Annotated in this window: 16 protein-coding genes; 5 read left to right on the plus strand and 11 right to left on the minus strand. The window is 65.9% G+C overall.

The features are described 5' to 3' along the window. Window positions 1-431: ArsR/SmtB family transcription factor (locus CIC12_RS29400; RefSeq protein ID WP_168669537.1), on the minus strand; the 431-nt coding region annotated here is incomplete at its 3' end. A 209-nt stretch (window positions 432-640) separates the two neighbouring features. On the opposite strand from CIC12_RS29400, the gene CIC12_RS29405 reads away from it, so the two are divergent. Together CIC12_RS29405 and CIC12_RS29410 are read left to right on the plus strand one after the other, a co-directional pair. Next, window positions 641-784, plus strand: a complete 144-nt coding sequence (locus CIC12_RS29405) for a hypothetical protein (RefSeq protein ID WP_168669539.1) — start codon at window positions 641-643, stop codon at window positions 782-784. A gap of 192 nt (window positions 785-976) precedes the next feature. Then, window positions 977-1,483: an acyl-CoA thioesterase gene (locus CIC12_RS29410; RefSeq protein ID WP_168669541.1), complete on the plus strand. Its 507-nt coding sequence runs from the start codon at window positions 977-979 to the stop codon at window positions 1,481-1,483. Window positions 1,484-1,619: 136 nt separating this feature from the next. Here CIC12_RS29410 and fumC read toward each other — a convergent pair whose 3' ends face one another. The 5 genes from fumC to CIC12_RS29435 form a co-directional block, all read right to left on the minus strand. Next, entirely contained in the window at window positions 1,620-3,020 is a 1,401-nt protein-coding gene (gene fumC, locus CIC12_RS29415) for a class II fumarate hydratase (RefSeq protein ID WP_168669542.1), read from the minus strand. Window positions 3,021-3,035: 15 nt separating this feature from the next. Continuing rightward, on the minus strand, window positions 3,036-4,712 hold the full coding sequence (locus tag CIC12_RS29420) for a phospholipase D-like domain-containing protein (protein WP_168669544.1): 1,677 nt from the start codon (window positions 4,710-4,712) through the stop codon (window positions 3,036-3,038). 279 nt (window positions 4,713-4,991) lie between these two features. Further along, on the minus strand, window positions 4,992-5,951 hold the full coding sequence (gene panS / locus CIC12_RS29425; RefSeq protein WP_168669546.1) for a ketopantoate/pantoate/pantothenate transporter PanS: 960 nt from the start codon (window positions 5,949-5,951) through the stop codon (window positions 4,992-4,994). Between the two features lie 275 nt (window positions 5,952-6,226). After that, on the minus strand, window positions 6,227-7,639 hold the full coding sequence (locus tag CIC12_RS29430) for an MATE family efflux transporter (RefSeq protein ID WP_168669548.1): 1,413 nt from the start codon (window positions 7,637-7,639) through the stop codon (window positions 6,227-6,229). A gap of 281 nt (window positions 7,640-7,920) precedes the next feature. Next, on the minus strand, window positions 7,921-8,139 hold the full coding sequence (locus CIC12_RS29435; protein WP_168669560.1) for an RNA-binding S4 domain-containing protein: 219 nt from the start codon (window positions 8,137-8,139) through the stop codon (window positions 7,921-7,923). A gap of 310 nt (window positions 8,140-8,449) precedes the next feature. Here CIC12_RS29435 and CIC12_RS29440 point away from each other — a divergent pair, with 310 nt between their 5' ends. The 3 genes from CIC12_RS29440 (at window position 8,450) to CIC12_RS29450 (ending at window position 11,706) form a co-directional block, all read left to right on the plus strand. Beyond that, window positions 8,450-8,905, plus strand: coding sequence for a hypothetical protein (locus CIC12_RS29440; RefSeq protein WP_168669550.1), 456 nt, complete (start codon window positions 8,450-8,452; stop codon window positions 8,903-8,905). Between the two features lie 95 nt (window positions 8,906-9,000). Continuing rightward, entirely contained in the window at window positions 9,001-9,267 is a 267-nt protein-coding gene (locus tag CIC12_RS29445) for a hypothetical protein (RefSeq protein ID WP_168669552.1), read from the plus strand. A gap of 309 nt (window positions 9,268-9,576) precedes the next feature. Beyond that, the gene (locus CIC12_RS29450; RefSeq protein WP_168669562.1) at window positions 9,577-11,706 is read left to right on the plus strand and encodes a UvrD-helicase domain-containing protein; all 2,130 of its coding nucleotides are present in this window, start codon (window positions 9,577-9,579) and stop codon (window positions 11,704-11,706) included. A gap of 81 nt (window positions 11,707-11,787) precedes the next feature. Here the strand turns inward: CIC12_RS29450 and CIC12_RS29455 are convergent, their stop codons facing one another. The 5 genes from CIC12_RS29455 to CIC12_RS29475 all read right to left on the minus strand — a co-directional run bounded on the left by CIC12_RS29455 (window position 11,788) and on the right by CIC12_RS29475 (window position 15,670). After that, window positions 11,788-12,555 carry a DUF4088 family protein gene (locus CIC12_RS29455; RefSeq protein WP_168669564.1) on the minus strand — a complete coding sequence of 256 codons (768 nt, stop codon included), beginning with the start codon at window positions 12,553-12,555 and terminating at the stop codon, window positions 11,788-11,790. A 280-nt stretch (window positions 12,556-12,835) separates the two neighbouring features. Beyond that, window positions 12,836-13,159, minus strand: coding sequence for an AzlD domain-containing protein (locus CIC12_RS29460; protein WP_168669554.1), 324 nt, complete (start codon window positions 13,157-13,159; stop codon window positions 12,836-12,838). Then, window positions 13,156-13,962: an AzlC family ABC transporter permease gene (locus CIC12_RS29465; RefSeq protein WP_238812957.1), complete on the minus strand. Its 807-nt coding sequence runs from the start codon at window positions 13,960-13,962 to the stop codon at window positions 13,156-13,158. The genes CIC12_RS29460 and CIC12_RS29465 overlap by 4 nt, the downstream gene beginning before the upstream one ends. Window positions 13,963-14,159: 197 nt before the next feature. After that, on the minus strand, window positions 14,160-14,990 hold the full coding sequence (locus CIC12_RS29470; protein ID WP_168669556.1) for an AraC family transcriptional regulator: 831 nt from the start codon (window positions 14,988-14,990) through the stop codon (window positions 14,160-14,162). Window positions 14,991-15,193: 203 nt separating this feature from the next. Next, window positions 15,194-15,670, minus strand: a complete 477-nt coding sequence (locus tag CIC12_RS29475) for a CreA family protein (protein ID WP_168669558.1) — start codon at window positions 15,668-15,670, stop codon at window positions 15,194-15,196. Window positions 15,671-16,010 lie beyond the last annotated feature (340 nt).

The raw sequence follows: 16,010 nt of genomic DNA on the forward strand, positions 1-16,010 counted from the left end.
CCGCGCCCGACGAGCCGCTCGAACACCTGCACCGACAACTCGCCCGCCATATGGTCGTAGCAGGTGCGGGCGTAACGCATGTCGAGCGGCACCGTGCGCGTGGGGCGCGGTACGGCCCGCTGCGGCGCGCTGACCTGTGCGACATTGGCGAGCGCTTCGATCGACGCGGCGATGTCGGGCGACGCGATCCGGAAATAGCGATGCCGGCCGCGCACTTCGAGCGCGAGCAGACCGCCGTCGACGAGGCGCGCGAGATGGGCGCTGGCCGCCGACGGCGATAGCCCGGCGATCATCGTCAGCTCGCCGGCGGGGCGGGCGCTGCCGTCCATCAGCGCCCACAGCATCGCGGCGCGGCCGGGATCGGCGAGCAGCGCGCCCAGGCGGCTTAAGCCAGGGAAATGGTTCTGGTCGTCGATGAGCGGGGCGGGCATCGGGTGTCTCCAGGGGCGGCGCGAGGCGCCATGCAGTTCACTGTAGCGGGCTGCGGCATTCAATGTTTCAGCTTAACGTGAACGATCGGATGCGGCAGCTACGAAAACGCGCTGAGTGCTCGCACTCGCAACTGGCCCGGCCGGCGTTCCGGCGCCGCGCCGGCCCGCCAGGCTAGAATCGAAGCCTGTCTTTGCGGGAATACGTTGTGATGAAAACTCTTCTTGCCGTCGCGGCGGCGATGCTGGTCTTCACTGCCTGTGCGCAGGGCGGCGCCGGGTCGGGGTCGGGGGCGGGCACCGGCAGCATCAACATGTACGGCACGATCGACGAAGGGATCACCTTTCGCAAATAAGGCGCCTGCTGGACGTCTGACCAGCACGCTGCGGCTGCGAGCGGCGTCGCGCCCGTCATCCACACGCTCGCCGAACGTCCGCGGGCCTTGCGGACAAAAATACCGCGCCGTAACCGGCCGAACCCGTCACGCGGTCAATATTGCGCTCGTATAATCGCCTCCTTTCAATGCATCCGATTGACCGGAGTCAAGATGAGCACCCCACCCGTAGCGCCGCTGGACCGTTCGGAAACCACTTTCCGCTTTCTCGCCGAGCCGAGCTCGGTCAATTTCGGCGGCAAGGTGCACGGCGGCGCGCTGATGAAGTGGATCGACGAGACCGCGTACGCATGCTCGGCGGTGTGGTCGGGACGCTATTGCGTGACGGTCAGCGTGGGCAACATCCGCTTTCGCCGGCCGATCCTGGTCGGCAATCTGGTCGAACTGCGCGCGCGAGTCGTGGCGACGGGTCGCACCAGCATGCACATTCACGTCTCGGTGCAGGCGGGCGACCCGAAGGGTGGCGAACTGCTGCAAACCACCGATTGCCTCGTCGTGATGGTCGCCGTCAACGAGAACGGCCATCCGGTGCCGGTGCCGGCTTTCGTGCCGCAGACCGACGAACAGAAGCGTCTCGCCAAATACGCGATGGACGTGAAGGAAGCGCTTGACGCGATCGTCGAATTGAAGCCCGAAGAAGTGGCGCAGGGGAAGATTTGAGCGGCGCCCGCGAGGGTGCTGTGGGCGGGCCGCAACGCCTGCGCAGGCCGTAAGCGGCCGCCGCAGACCTTCATGGGCCACCCGGACAGAAGCGTTCGCGCAGCCCATCACGCCGCAGGCGCAACCCTCGCGCGTTTCACCTCGCCGGATGCCCGACCATATCCTTCGGCCGCACCCATTCGTCGAACTGCTGCTCCGTGACAAAGCCTAGCGCGAGTGCCGACGCCTTCAGCGTGGTGCCTTCCTTGTGCGCCTTCTTCGCGATCTGCGCGGCCTTGTCGTAGCCGATGTGCGGGTTGAGCGCCGTCACCAGCATCAACGATTCGTTCAGCAAAGTATCGATGCGCTCGCGATTCGGTTCGATGCCCACCGCGCAGTTGTCGTTGAAACTGTGCGCGCCGTCGGCGAGCAGACGCACCGATTGCAGCACGTTATGCGCGATCATCGGCCGGAACACGTTCAGTTCGAAGTTGCCGCTCGCTCCGCCGATATTCACCGCGACGTCGTTGCCGAACACCTGCGAGCAGAGCATCGTCAGCGCTTCGGACTGGGTCGGGTTGACCTTGCCAGGCATGATCGAGCTGCCCGGTTCGTTTTCGGGGATCGACAGTTCGCCGAGGCCGCAGCGCGGGCCGCTCGCGAGCCAGCGGATGTCGTTGGCGATCTTGTTCAGGCTTGCCGCGACGGTTTTCAACGCGCCGTGCGCGAATACCAGCGCATCGGCCGCGGCCATCACTTCGAACTTGTTCGGCGCCGACACGAACGGCAGGCCGGTCAGCTTGCCGATCGCCGCCGCGACCTTGTCCGCGAACTGCGGATGCGCGTTCAGGCCCGTGCCGACCGCCGTGCCGCCTTGCGCGAGTTCGTACAGATGCGGCAGCGTCGCTTCCACGTGACGGATGCCATGATCGAGTTGCGCGACGTAGCCCGAAAACTCCTGGCCGAGCGTGAGCGGCGTGGCATCCTGCAAGTGCGTGCGGCCGATCTTGACGATGTCGGCGAAGGCCTTCGCCTTGCCGTCGAGCGTGTCGCGCAGCGTCTTCAGCGCCGGCAGCAGATGCTTGACGATCGCATACGCGGCAGCGACGTGCATCGCCGTGGGAAACACGTCGTTGGACGACTGGCCGCGATTCACGTCGTCGTTCGGATGTACCTTGCGCGCTTCGCCGCGCTCGCCGCCGAGCAGCTCGCTCGCACGGTTCGCTATCACCTCGTTGAGGTTCATGTTGGTCTGCGTGCCGGAGCCGGTCTGCCAGACCGCGAGCGGAAATTCTTCGGAATGCTTGCCATCGATGATCTCGTCGGCCGCCTGCATGATCGCCTTGGCCTTGCTTTCGTCGAGCACGCCGAGGCCGTGGTTCACCTCGGCGGCGGCGCGCTTGATGACGGCCAGCGCGGTGATCAGCTCGGGCGACTGCGTCTCGGTCGAAATACGGAAATTCTGCAGCGAGCGCTGGGTTTGCGCGCCCCACAGACGGGCGTTCGGCACGGCGATCTCGCCGAACGTATCGCGCTCCATTCGTACGTCTTCAGTCATGTTCCACTCCGCTTTTCAAAGTTCTGCGTTGACGGGCAATAGGGAGAATAGACCTGTTAGTGCGTTCCGGTATAACCCTGCCTGCGGGTCGAAAATGTAGGTGCGGCGCATGCCGTTGTCGACGTCGGTCCACACGAGCGGCGAGAGCGGCGCGCCGATCGAGCGCAGATAGGCGAGCTGGGCGTCGTCGGCGAGCGTGACGCGGTAGCTCTGCTCGGGCGAGGTGGCGTGCTCGAAGATCTGCGCGACCTGGGCCGCGAGCGGCGGACTGTGGATCACCAGCGCCAGTTCGGTGTTCAGATTGGCCGAGCGGGGATCGAGATTCATCGAGCCGATCACCAGAATCTTGCGGTCGATCACATAGGTCTTCGCATGCAGGCTCGCGCGCGAACGCGAACCGGCGATGCCCGCGGGCGGTGTCTCCTGGCGCGGCTTGAATTCGTACAACTCGACGCCTTGCCGCAGCAGCGGCACGCGGTACGGGCTGTAGCCGGCCTGCACCGCGACCGCGTCGGTCGCGGCGAGCGAGTTGGTCAGCACGGCGATGCGCACGCCGCGCCCCGTCAGCTCGCCGGCCGCCTGGATGCCGGCATCGTGCGGAACGAAGTACGGCGAAATAATGAGGAAGTCCTGGCGCGCGTCGCGCATCAGTTCGCCGAGCCGCTGCATCGGCGGACTGACGTAGTCCGGCGACGGATGTTCGATCTTCTCCGGCCGATCCGCCTTGAACTCGGCGCGCGCCCACGTCAGGCCGAGTTGCTCGCTCGCGATCTGCGCCGCGAGCGGCGTCGCGTTCAGCGGCTTCGCGTTGTACGGCTCGGCGTTGGTGCGCCAGTGCTGGCGCAAGTCGTCGCGGGTCTGGTCGAGCTCCTTGGGGTCGAACTTCTGCCGGTTCAGCGCGCGCAGCGGGTACGCGATGCTGCTGTTCCAGTAGTCGTCGAAACTGGCGGAGATGTCGGCGGTAATGGGGCCGGCGGCGAGCACGTCGAGGTCGCGGAACTGCAGTGTTTCGCTCGCGCTGAAATACTCGTCGCCCAGGTTGCGGCCGCCGACGATCGCCAACTGGTTGTCCGCGATCATCGCCTTGTTATGCATGCGGCGCGTGAAATGGCCAATCTGCGTGAACAGGTTCGTCGCGCGTTCGACCATGCCTTCCTGCGCACTGCCGAAGGGATTGAAGACGCGGATCTCGATGTTCTCGTGCGAATTCAGGCCCGCCATGATGCGGTCGATGTCCTTGAAGTTCAGATCGTCGACCAGCATGCGCACCCGCACGCCGTGATTCGCCGCGTAGAGTGCGGCGCCGAGCAGCAGCTTGCCGGTGGTGTCCTCGTTGGCAATGTAGTACTGCATGTCGAGGGTTGTGGTCGCCGCGCGGGCGAGCGCGATGCGCATCTGCAAGGCGTCGGTACCGCTCGACAGCACACGGAAACCCGACTGCTCCGGATGCGCCGCTTCGAGCGGCGCGAGCGCGGTGCGCAGCGGCGTGGTTTCAGTGGCGGGCAGGGCGTGCGTGACCGGACGGTCGAACGCGGTGGCGGGCGGTCTGGTCGCGCAGGCGCTCAGAAATGCGCCGGCACAGCACAGCAGGAAGAAACGTCTCGTTGCCCCCCAGGGGGACTTTCTCCACGATGCGGCAAATACGCGCTCGTGTTGTAGTGCGCTCTGATTCTGTTCGTGATGCCCCGGCACGCTGTCTTCCCCCTTGTTTGCAAGCTTCTCGTGACGGCAGCGCGGATGGCTTGCTCACGCTGCCGAGAAAGGCATTCTAAGGGGAATCGTGGCGGGCGGCTCTGGGGCTGCCGGGTGAGCGTCCCGACTGACTTTTACGGCGAGGTGGATGGCGCTGCAGCCATTGCCGGCACGCGCAGAGCATGCCGGTAATGTCCGCAGTCGAGTCGATGCGCTCATGTCGAGCGCTGCCGCCATCGCTTTATCAACCTGCGATCGCGGCGCGTGGGCCGGGCTGCTTTAGCTGCGCCCGGCGTTCAACGCACGCTCGTCATCGGGATGCGTCGAGCCTTTCGCCGGCCGCCCCGCCCAGTAGCCCGCGAGCAGCGAGCCGGACAGGTTGTGCCACACCGAAAACAGCGCGCCCGGCAAGGCCGCGATCGGCGTGAAATACAGCTTGCCGAGCGTCGCGGCGAGGCCCGAGTTCTGCATGCCGACTTCGATCGCGAGGGTGCGGCAGATGGCTTCGTCGAAGCCGAGCAGACGCCCGCCCCAGTAGCCGCCGAGCAGACCGATGCCGTTATGCAGCACCACACCCAGCATCACGACGAGACCGACCGACGCGATGCTCTTCTGCGTGCCCCCCACCACCGCGCCGATGATCAGCAGGATCGCGACCATCGAGATCAGCGGCAGAATCGGCTCGATCTTGCGCACGGCCTTGTTGAACAGATGATTCACGATCAGGCCGACCACGATCGGCAGCGCGACGATTTGCAGGATGCTCATCAGCATGCCGTGCACGTCGACGGCGATCGATGCGTCCACATACAGACGCGTAAGCAGCGGCGTTGCGAATACCCCAACGAGCGTCGACAGCGCACTGATCGTCACCGACAGCGCGACGTCGCCGCGCGCCAGATAGATCATCACGTTCGACGCCGTGCCGCTCGCCACGCTGCCCACCAGCACCATGCCGGCGGTCAGGTCCGGCGGCATGCGCAGCGCCTTGGCGATCACCCAGGCGGCGAGCGGCATCACGAGGTAGTGCAGGACGATGCCGGCGATCACGGGCGCGGGGCGCGTGAAGACGCGCTGGAAATCGGCGACCGACAGTGTGACGCCCATGGCCAGCATGATGATCGTGAGCAGCGTGGTGACGTGCGGCGAGACGCCGGCGAACGACGCGGGCGAGAAGTACGCGGCGATTGAAACGAGCACGGCCCAAAGCGGAAATAAACGGGTGACGCGGGCAAGCATGACGGGTGGTCCTTGGTTATGTTTTATCGCGAGAAACGAGGGTCGGTCGAGCGGGCCGTCGGGGAGCGGCGGCGGACGTTCGGGAAGTCTGCCGCGAGAAAGCGGCATGCCGGGCGGGCGCGGGTGAGCCTTGGGGCGGCGCCGGCCTTTGTGGGGCGTGCTGGCGCAATCCTGGCGCGTGGCGCGGGTGCGCGCCGATGCGTCGAGCCGGCTATTTTACCTTTTGCCGCGAGCGGGCCGTCAGCGGCCGGTTTGCGGGGCGGTTCGGGCGGGAATCAGGGCGACCCGACCGGCGGCGTAACCTGTCCGCCCGGCACCCGACGCAAGCTCAGCTTGTGAAAGCGCAGCGTCATCAGCACCGCGACGCTCGCAAGGCCGGCCGCGAGTCCCCACCACAAACCGCGGGCGCCGAGGCCGAAGTGGAACGCCAGCGTATAGCCTGTCGGAAAGCCGATGACCCAGTAACCGAACGCCGCGGCGATCATCGGCACGCGGGTGTCCTTCAGACCGCGCAGGCAGCCGGAACCGACCGTCTGCATGCCGTCGACGATCTGGAAGATCGCGGCCACGCCGAGCAGCGAACTTGCCAGCGCGACCGTCGCCGCGTTGGCCGGGTCGTCGAGATGCAGATAGAGACCGACGATCCAGTGCGGCGCCGCGATCAGTACAAGCCCCGACAACATCATGAAGCCGACGCCGAGCGCCAGCGCGACGAAGCCCGCGTGGCGCGCGGCGAGCGGTTGCCCGGCGCCGTCCCAGAAGCCCACCCGGACGTTGGCGGCCTGGCCGATCGCGAGCGGCACCATGAAGGCCACCGACGCGACGTTCAGCGCGATCTGATGCGCCGCCAGTTGCGACTCGCCGAGCAGGCCGACCATGAGCCCGGTGGCGAGAAAGAGCGTCGACTCGACGCCATAGGTGATCGCCACCGGCCAGCCGATGCCGAACAGCTCGCCCATCAGCGGCACATTGGGCCGCGTCGCGACGACGAAATGGCGAAAGCGCGGCCGCAGATGCAGCAGCGCCATCAACACGAGCGCGGTCAGCCAGACCGTGATCGAAGTCGCGGCCGCCGAGCCGAGAAAGCCGAGGCGCGGCAATCCCCAGGCGCCGTGGATCAGGCCGTAATTCAGAAACGCGTTCACGACGACGCTTGCGATCGACACCCACAAGAGCCGCCGTGCCGCACCGATCGCCGGCAGGAACGAGCGCATCAGGCCGACGCCGATCAGGCTCGCGGGCGCGCCCCAGCGCAGCACCGCCGCATATTCGCCGACGTTGTGCGCGAGCAGCCCCGGCTCCCCGAACGCGAGCAGGATTTGCGACGAGAACGACAACAGGAAGAACGCCGGCACCGACAGCAGCACGGACAGCACGAAGCCGGTCCAGTAGATATGCGGCACGCGGCTGTCGTCCTGTGCGCCGCGCGCATGTGACACGCTCACGCTGACCGAGGTCAGCACCCCTTGCAGCAGGGTCACGACGACGAAGAACAGGTTCGCGCCGAGCCCGCCGGCGGCGAGTGCATCGGGGCCGAGCGAGCCGAGCAGGATCGTATCGGTGACGCTCATCGCCATCTGCGACAGCTGCGCGATGGCGAGCGGCGCGGCGAGCCGGGCGGTGTCGGCCGCGTGGCGGGAGAAGGTCGGCGGCCGGGTGGCCACCCGGGTGAAGCCGGATTGAGTCATGAAGCGCTTGCGGCGGAAGTGGCGGACAGCGTGACGGCGCACGCCGACGGCACGCGGTGCTTGCCCCGCGCACCGGTGGCGGCGCGTGCCGGCGACAGCGCGGCACGCGTCGGCGAAGGAAAGCGCGGGGCGGGCGTGAGCCGTCGTGTCGGCCGAGGGTTTGTCTGTCGAAATCGACAGCTTATTGCCTTGCATCGACGATGTCGATCAAAGAAGCACGTTTTTGGTGCGCGTGACACCGCGCATCTTCGGACCGAGTTCAAGCGCGGGCAGGCGAGTCGTCACGCCTCGTGGACGGCGATGCGCGTGTCGCCCAGCAGCACGACCTGGCCCGCCCGGATTTTGCAGGTTTTACGCGTCTCAAGCCGGCCGTCGACGGTCACGGCGCCGTCGGCAACCATCATTTTCGCCGAGCCGCCGCTGTCCGCGAGGCCGGTTATCTTCAGCAGATTGTGCAGTTCGACGTAGTCGCCGGTGAGCGTGAAATCGAGATTGGGCATGGCGTTTGCACCTTCGGGCAAAGGGTTCGCATCATACGGCAGAAGCTTGCTCCAGATGAAATTCACGGGAAGGCCGGCTCCGCGCAAGCGATCGCAAGCAGTTGTTATGCAAGTGTCGAAAAGTGAAACCTTCCGTAACATCGATCGTATATCGCGAATTCCACTCGTAAAGTGCAGTCATGTAGCAAAGCTCGCTGGATTAGCTGGACGTCCAGTGGAAGAAGACCGGGCGAGTCACGCGGCACATACCTGCTTTGCGCAATGCCGGACATCGCGCCCGCGTCACAACAACTTAGAGAGGATTTTTGCCATGACCAAGCTTCATTCACTCCTGATCGGTACCGCCCTCACTGCTTTTGCTGCTACCGCCGCGGTAGCGCAGACCGCGCAACCGGCTGCGGGCATCAGTGGCCAGGCACAGATCCAGACGCAGGGTGCCGATCTCGCACCCGCCGCGCCCGCCGCGCAGGGCGTCCAGCCGGTGACGCCGGCACCGACCCGTCTGACGGCGTCGGGCTCGACCGATCCGCTGGTGCAAAAGCGTGACGCCAATGCGAAGGCGAACGCGGAGTATCGCGCGTCGAAGAAGGCGTCGAAGACCGAGCTGAAGGATCAGCAGAAGGCCGCCAAGGCGCAGTACAAGGAGCAGGTGCGCGACGCGAAGATCAACCAGAAGGCGGACAAGCAGGCCGCCAACAATGAAATGAAGATGAACATGGAAGGCCAAACCGGCACCCAGGCGGACGGCGCCGACGTCAAGCATTAAGCCTGGAGCGCGGCGGACGGCCGGGGGGGGCTTGAAGTTGGATCGAGGTTGGCTGTCTCGCCGCGCTTACGTATCACGTTTTACGGAGGTATCGCATGAAGATCACTCAGTACACGAAAAATCGGATGTATGCCGCGCTGATCGCGGGTTGTCTGTCGTCGGTGGCGTTTGCCCAAGCTAGCGATCCGGCCGCCGCGCCCGTCACGCACGCGGACAAGAAGGCCGCCAAGGAGCAGTCGAAGGCTGACAAGAAGGCGGCCGTCGCACAAGCCAAGGCTGACAAGAAGAAAACCGACGCGCAGGCCGACGCTGACAAAGCCAACGCCGACGCCAATGTGAAGGATGCGAAGAAGCAGCAGTAAGCCTTAGCCTCACAAGCGAGGCGAGGCTCGATGCACTTCGCGTGCCGGGCCGTGTGCTGCAGCCCTTTACAAGAAAATGGCCCGTTGCGTGAAGACGCACGGGCCTTTTTTGCGCATTCGGAAAGCCTGTTCTGGCAATGCACCGCGAGCGCTGTTCACGCCAGCGCGTTTGTTTCCACGTTGCTGCAGGCGCTCGCCCCGTAGGCGCACACAGCAAGCAACGCCGAAAAAAGGGGCGCTTGTCGTGCAGGGTTGTATGGATATACAGTGTGCGTCGCCATCCTGAATCCGCTCAACGCCGAATCCACCGTGCCCTCCGTCGCCGAATCTACGCCGCTTTTCGACACCGCCGCCTGGCTGGCGAAGCTCAACGATGCGCAACGCGAAGCCGTCGAATACGGCGCCGAGACGCCCAATGCACCGCCCGGCGCGCTGCTGGTGATAGCGGGCGCCGGTTCCGGCAAGACCAACACGCTTGCGCACCGCGTCGCCAATATGGTGGTGAAGGGCGCCGACCCGCGCCGCATCCTGCTCCTGACCTTTTCGCGCCGTGCGGCGCTCGAGATGACCCGCCGCGTCACACGCATCGCCGGTGCGGCGCTGGGCGCCCGGGCCGCGCTTGCGCAAGGGCTCACGTGGTCGGGTACGTTCCATAGCGTCGGCGCGCGGCTGCTGCGCGAATACGCCGACCTGATCGGGCTCGCGCCGTCCTTTACGATCAACGACCGCGAAGACTCCGCCGACCTGATGAACCTGGTGAGGCACGAGCTCGGGCTGTCCGCGAAGGAGCGGCGCTTTCCCGCGAAGGGCACCTGCTTCGCCATCTATTCGCGCGTCGTGAATACGGGGGCGTCGCTCGGCCATGTGCTGGAGAACGCGTTTCCGTGGTGCCGCGAGTGGGAAGCCGATCTGCGCATGCTGTTCGCCGCGTACGTCGACGCAAAGCAGAAGCAGAGCGTGCTCGATTACGACGATCTGCTGCTCTACTGGTCGCACATGGCTGCGGAGCCGGCCATCGCGGCGGACCTGTCGGCGCGTTTTGACCACGTGCTGGTCGACGAGTATCAGGACACCAACCGCCTGCAGGCGTCGATCCTGCTCGCACTGAAGCCCGACGGACGCGGCCTGACCGTGGTCGGCGACGACGCGCAGTCAATCTACTCGTTTCGCGGCGCGACCGTGCGCAACATTCTCGATTTCCCCGCGCAGTTCGATCCGCCCGCGCGCCAGATCACGCTGGAGCGCAACTACCGGTCGACCGCGCCGATCCTCGCCGCGTCGAATGCGGTGATCGAACTCGCCAGCGAGCGCTATACGAAAAACCTGTGGACCGACAAGGCGTCGGCGCAACGCCCGCGTCTCGTCACGGTCGCCGATGAAACCGACCAGGCGCGTTACATCGTCGAACAGGTGCTGGAGGCGCGCGAACAGGGCATGAAGCTGAAGTCGCAGGCGGTGCTGTTTCGCGCCGCCCATCACAGCGCCGCGCTGGAGATCGAGCTCACCCGGCGCAATATTCCGTTCGTCAAATTCGGGGGGCTGAAATTTCTCGATTCGGTACATGTGAAGGACGTGCTCGCGGTGCTGCGCTGGGCGGAGAATCCGCGCGACCGCGTCGCCGGGTTTCGCGTCGTGCAGTTGCTGCCGGGCATTGGGCCGGCCACGGCCGCAAAGGTACTCGACGAGATCGTCGCGCGCGCGGGTGGCGGCAATCCCGTCGACACCGCTGCGAGCGCGCTGGCAGCGTTCACCGCGCCTGCCCGCGCGCAGCAGGACTGGCACCCGTTCGTCAAGCTGATGTCGAGCGTGTATGGGCGGCAGACACCATGGCCCGGCGAATTCGAAATGGTGCGGCGCTGGTACGAACCGCATCTCGAACGCAATCATGAGGACGCCGCGATCCGTCATGCGGACGTACTGCAGATGGAAAGCATCGCGGGCACGTACCCGTCGCGCGAGCGCTTTCTGACCGAGCTGACGCTCGATCCGCCCGATGCCACCAGCGACGAATCCGGCGCGCCGCTGATCGACGAGGACTACCTGATCCTGTCGACGATCCATTCGGCGAAAGGGCAGGAGTGGCGCAACGTGTTCGTGCTGAATGGCGTCGACGGCTGCATTCCTTCCGATCTCGGCACCGGCAGCGAGGACGAAATCGACGAGGAGCGGCGCCTGCTCTATGTGGCGATGACGCGAGCGAAAGAGGACCTGCATATCGTCGTGCCGCAGCGTTTTTACGTACACAACCAGACACATTTGGGCGATCGCCACGTGTGGGCGTCGCGTACGCGCTTCATTCCCGCGCACCTGATGCCGTTGTTCGACGCGTATGCGTGGCCGCGCGTGCCGGTGCCGAGCGCACCGACGGCGGCCGGGCTCGCCGCGGCCGCGCGCGCGAAGATCGAGATCGGGGCGAAGCTCAGGAAGATGTGGGATTGAGCGCCATAACGGGCCGCCCCGGCGCGGTAGAACGGGGCGAGTGCGGGGGGCCGCGCGGCGCAGCCCGCACCGCGTGCAAATTCAGCGCGACTGCCGTTGCTGCTGTTGCGGCGCCGGACGCGGCGGCACGAAGAAATTGCGCAGCCATGCCGCGAGACGAGAAAACACGTCATACGGCTCTTCGACGAAAATCTCCGGCTTGAGCAGGCGCAGGTATTCCATGATCTGCTGCGCTTCCTGCTTCTGGAACGAGCCGTGCGAAATCCCCAGGCGCAACAATCCGCGCAACTCGCCGAGCTTCTCGCGCGCGGTGCTGCCCACGCTCGTTTCGCACGCCACCTTCGCCTCGTAGACCCGCTGGCGCAACGATTCCACGAGCCGCCACGCGGGCGTCTGCATGACTTCCTCGAGTGCCTGGATGTCCTGCGCCGCGCTCCTGATCTGCGCGGCGAGCGGATCGACCAGCGCCGCGTCGCCTTCCGCTTCCTTGACGATCGCCGCCGCCCAGTCGCGACATTGCTTGGCGAGCTCCTCCGGGGTCCATTCCGAACGGGCCGCAAAGCCGAAACCGAACTCGCCCGCCTGCCGCATCAGAATCGCGACGACGTCGGGAAACTCCTTGTCCAAGGTGCGTTTGGCCCAGGCGTACTGGCCCCCCTGCAGCATCCGTTGGACCGCGTGTTCAGTCAGGGGCACCATGTTGTCGAGCAGCTTGGCGCGCAAAAAGTCCTCAAACGACGGTGTCGCGAACTGCGGGTCGAGCTTCAGCGAGACCCGCAGAAAGGCGTCGAAATCCTTGCGCAGCGACGCAACGGTCTCGTCTTTGAGCTTGAGGGTGATTTGACCCATGTGTTTTCCCGTTTGATCCTGCCGCATGGCATCGTCACATCGTCCGGCCGCTGGCGGACCCGGATGGCGCGACGCCGGCTGCCGACGCGGTTGATACCAGCGTGTTGCCGCGTCATCAATGGGACGCATCCCGATACGCGGACCTCGACTTGATATCGGCGGATTGGAGGAGAACTTGAGGGCGCGAGAGTCGGACGCGGTAGAGAGAAGCGTCGCCCGGCAGGCCTGCACGTGGGGCAAGCCCGGGCGACGCCGATGTCGCGATGACGGGTGCCCGGCGCTATTTCAGCACCACGCCTTGCCAGACGAAGAACACTGTCAGGCCGATTGCGATGGTCAGCAGCGGCCGCCGCGTAAGCGCGCTGACGACGACGGCGGCCAGCGCGCCGACCAGTTGCGGATTGCGCCAGGTCAGTTCGGCGTCCGCGCCGTGCGGCGAAACCGCCATCGGCACGATGATCGCCGTCAGCACCGTCACCGGCACGAAACCGAGCGCGGTGCGCACGAGCGGCGAGAACACCAGCCGGTCGCCGAGGACGAAAACGGCGGCCCGGATCACCCACGTGATGACCGCCATGCCGAGGATCAGGACGACGTAATTCATCGCGAGGCCTCCGCGGGGTCGCGGGCGCCGCGTGTGTGACGAGTGCCGTGCGTGCCACGGGTGTTGCGTGTTTTGCGTGGGTTGGAGCGCGACATCGACAGCAGGACGCCGACCGCGACGCCCGCAAACACCGCGCCGAGCAGGCCGAGCTTGTATGGCCACGCCTGCCAGAAGAAAGCCAGCGTGCCCGCGGTAGCCGCCGCCGCGATGTAGCGCAACGCGACGAGCTGCGGCACGACGATCGCGATGAAGGTCGCGACCATCGCGAAGTCGAGTCCGAGCGATTGCAGGCCCGGAAAGGCCGCGCCGAACAGCAGGCCGGCAATGGTCCAGAGCTGCCAGTTCAGATACATCGCCAGTCCTGCACCGAAGAAATAGTGCGGCCCGACCGTGCCGGGCTCGCGATGCCGGTAGTGCTCCCAGGCGACCGCGAAAACTTCGTCGGTGAGCAGCGCGCCGAGCACGCAGCGCCAGCGCGGCGACAGATGCGCGACGTGCGGTGCGAGCGTCGCGCTGTACAGCACGTGACGCAGATTGACGACGAGCGTGGTCGCCCAGATCACCGCGAAGCTCGCGTGACCGGCGATCAGCCCCAGTGCGATGAACTGTGCCGAACCCGCGAACACGACGAGCGACATCAACTGGCCGTGCCACAGATGCAGCGGGCCGGATGCGACGAGGGTGCCGAAAATGACGCCGAACGGCGCCGCGCCGACCATCATCGGAATGATGTCGCGCGCGCCGGCGGTGAGTTCTTCGAAATGGCCTGTGCGAGTGGGCGGGCCGAGGGTGGAATGGGTCAATCTTGCCTCCTTGATTGGGGAAGCATAGTGGGAGTCGACGGGGTGAGTCTTGTACGTTCTTGCGGCGCAGTGGGGAGTGGGCCTGGCTCAGATCGGCTCAGCTCGGTGAGGTGAGTGCAAAGGTGGAAGCAGAATGCACGCAAACTTCCATGCCTCGTTCCTACAACGCGCCCCGCCGCATTCCACCCGAACGCCGCTCAGACTCCCTGCCAGCGCCCCGGTGGCACCCCGAACATGCGTCGGAAATGCCGCGTGAAATGACTCTGATCGGTGAAGCCACTCGCCGCAGCCACATCCGACACGGACACGCCGGCACGTAACGGCGCGAGCGAGCGTTGCAAACGCACCTGGTTGCGCCAGGCGTGAGGCGGCATGCCGGTCGCCTGCGTGAAAAGGCGTGCCGCGTGAAACGGCGACAAGCCTGCAGCCCGCGCTACGTCGGCGAGCGTAGCGGGTTCGAGGAGATCGCCGGTCAGACGCTCTTGCATGATCGCGACGCGCGCATCGTCGGTGGCGAGCGGGGACGGCGCCGGTTGCGTCTGCGAGTAACGGACCAGCAGCGTGGAGAGCGCGTCGAGCATCGCGGCTTCGGCGGCGAGCGCATCGTTACCCGCTTCCAGCAGACGGTGCGCGCGCGCGAGCCGCATGGCCAGATCGGGATCGCGGATCACGCCGGGCGCAAAAAACGGCAGCGCCTGCGGCTTGCCGCTGAGCTCGCTCGCGAGATCGTGAATGAAATCCACCGGCGCATACAGCACCCGGTACCGCCAGCCCGCCTCCGCCGCCTTCGAACCCGTATGGAGCTCGCCGGGATTGATGATCGGCACGCCGCCCGCTTCGGCGACGTAATCGGCGCCGCGATACCGATACCCCTCCGCGCCCGCGACGATCACCGGAATCGTGTACGCATCGTGCCAATGCGGCGTGAACTCGTGATCGTGGTATTCGGCGGTGAGCAGGTCCGCGCCTGGCAGAAGCGGCGTGCGCCAGTAGCGGGCGGAGTCCTGGAAGCGATGGGCGGCGGTCATGGTGAGGGTCCAGCAGGACGGTCAGTGTAGCGCGTCGCGAGCGCTCGCGGCACCGGCCTGGCATGTGCCGGCCGCGCGGGTTCGACGGGTTGGCTCGAGCTGCAACGTCTGACGATCAGGCGGTGGCGGGAGTATCGGGCCGCGGCATTGCCGCATCGAGGCGTGCCGCAACGTGTCCCGCGAGTGTGGCGGTAACGTGATGCTTACTTGACGGGGATCGTCGTCCCGGCGGGCAGCGGCACGGCGCTCACGCTGTTTTTCGCGCTGCCGCTGACGACGCGATCGCTGTACGNGAGATACACCAGCGTGTTGCGCTTCGCATCGACCACGCGCACCACATGCAACGATTTGAAGATGAGCGACATGCTGACGGAGAACACATCGGCCTGCTGCTTCACCGGTCCGGTGAAATGAAGCGCGCCGACCTGGCGGCAGGCGATCGACGCCTCGGTCGGATCTTCGGCGATGCCAAGTGTGCCCTTGACGCCGCCGGTCCGCGCGCGCGACACGTAGCAGGTGACGCCTTGCACGATCGGGTCGTCATAGGCCTCGACGACCACGCGGTCGGAACCCGTGATGTGAAAGTTGGTATTGACGCTGGCGACTTCTTCGCTATGCGCCGAAGGCAGCATCAGTACTGCGGCGACGGCGAGCGCGATGCGCAACGAGGTGGGTTTCATGGGTGTGCCGATATGAATATAAGCGAGCAGTTGGGCGCGCGGCGCGCGCCTGGAAACCGCCATCGTATAACGGCATGCACGGAAGAGGGCCCCGGCCACCCGGGCCAATGAACCAGACGATCTGTGTTAGCCGTCGCCGTTGTTCGCGAGCACGCTACGGAGCGGGCACCAGAAACGCGAGCCTCGAGCGGACCCTGATGACGATCCAGCGATCGGGGCCAGCAACGCGCGGCGCACAAAAATAAAAAGGCCCGCACGAAGGCGGGCCTTTCAAAATTTTGGCTCCTCGACCTGGGCTCGAACCAGGGACCTACGGATTAACAGTCCGGCGCTCTACCGA

It is taken from the genome of Paraburkholderia sp. SG-MS1, from assembly GCF_012275575.1.
GTDB lineage: Bacteria > Pseudomonadota > Gammaproteobacteria > Burkholderiales > Burkholderiaceae > Paraburkholderia.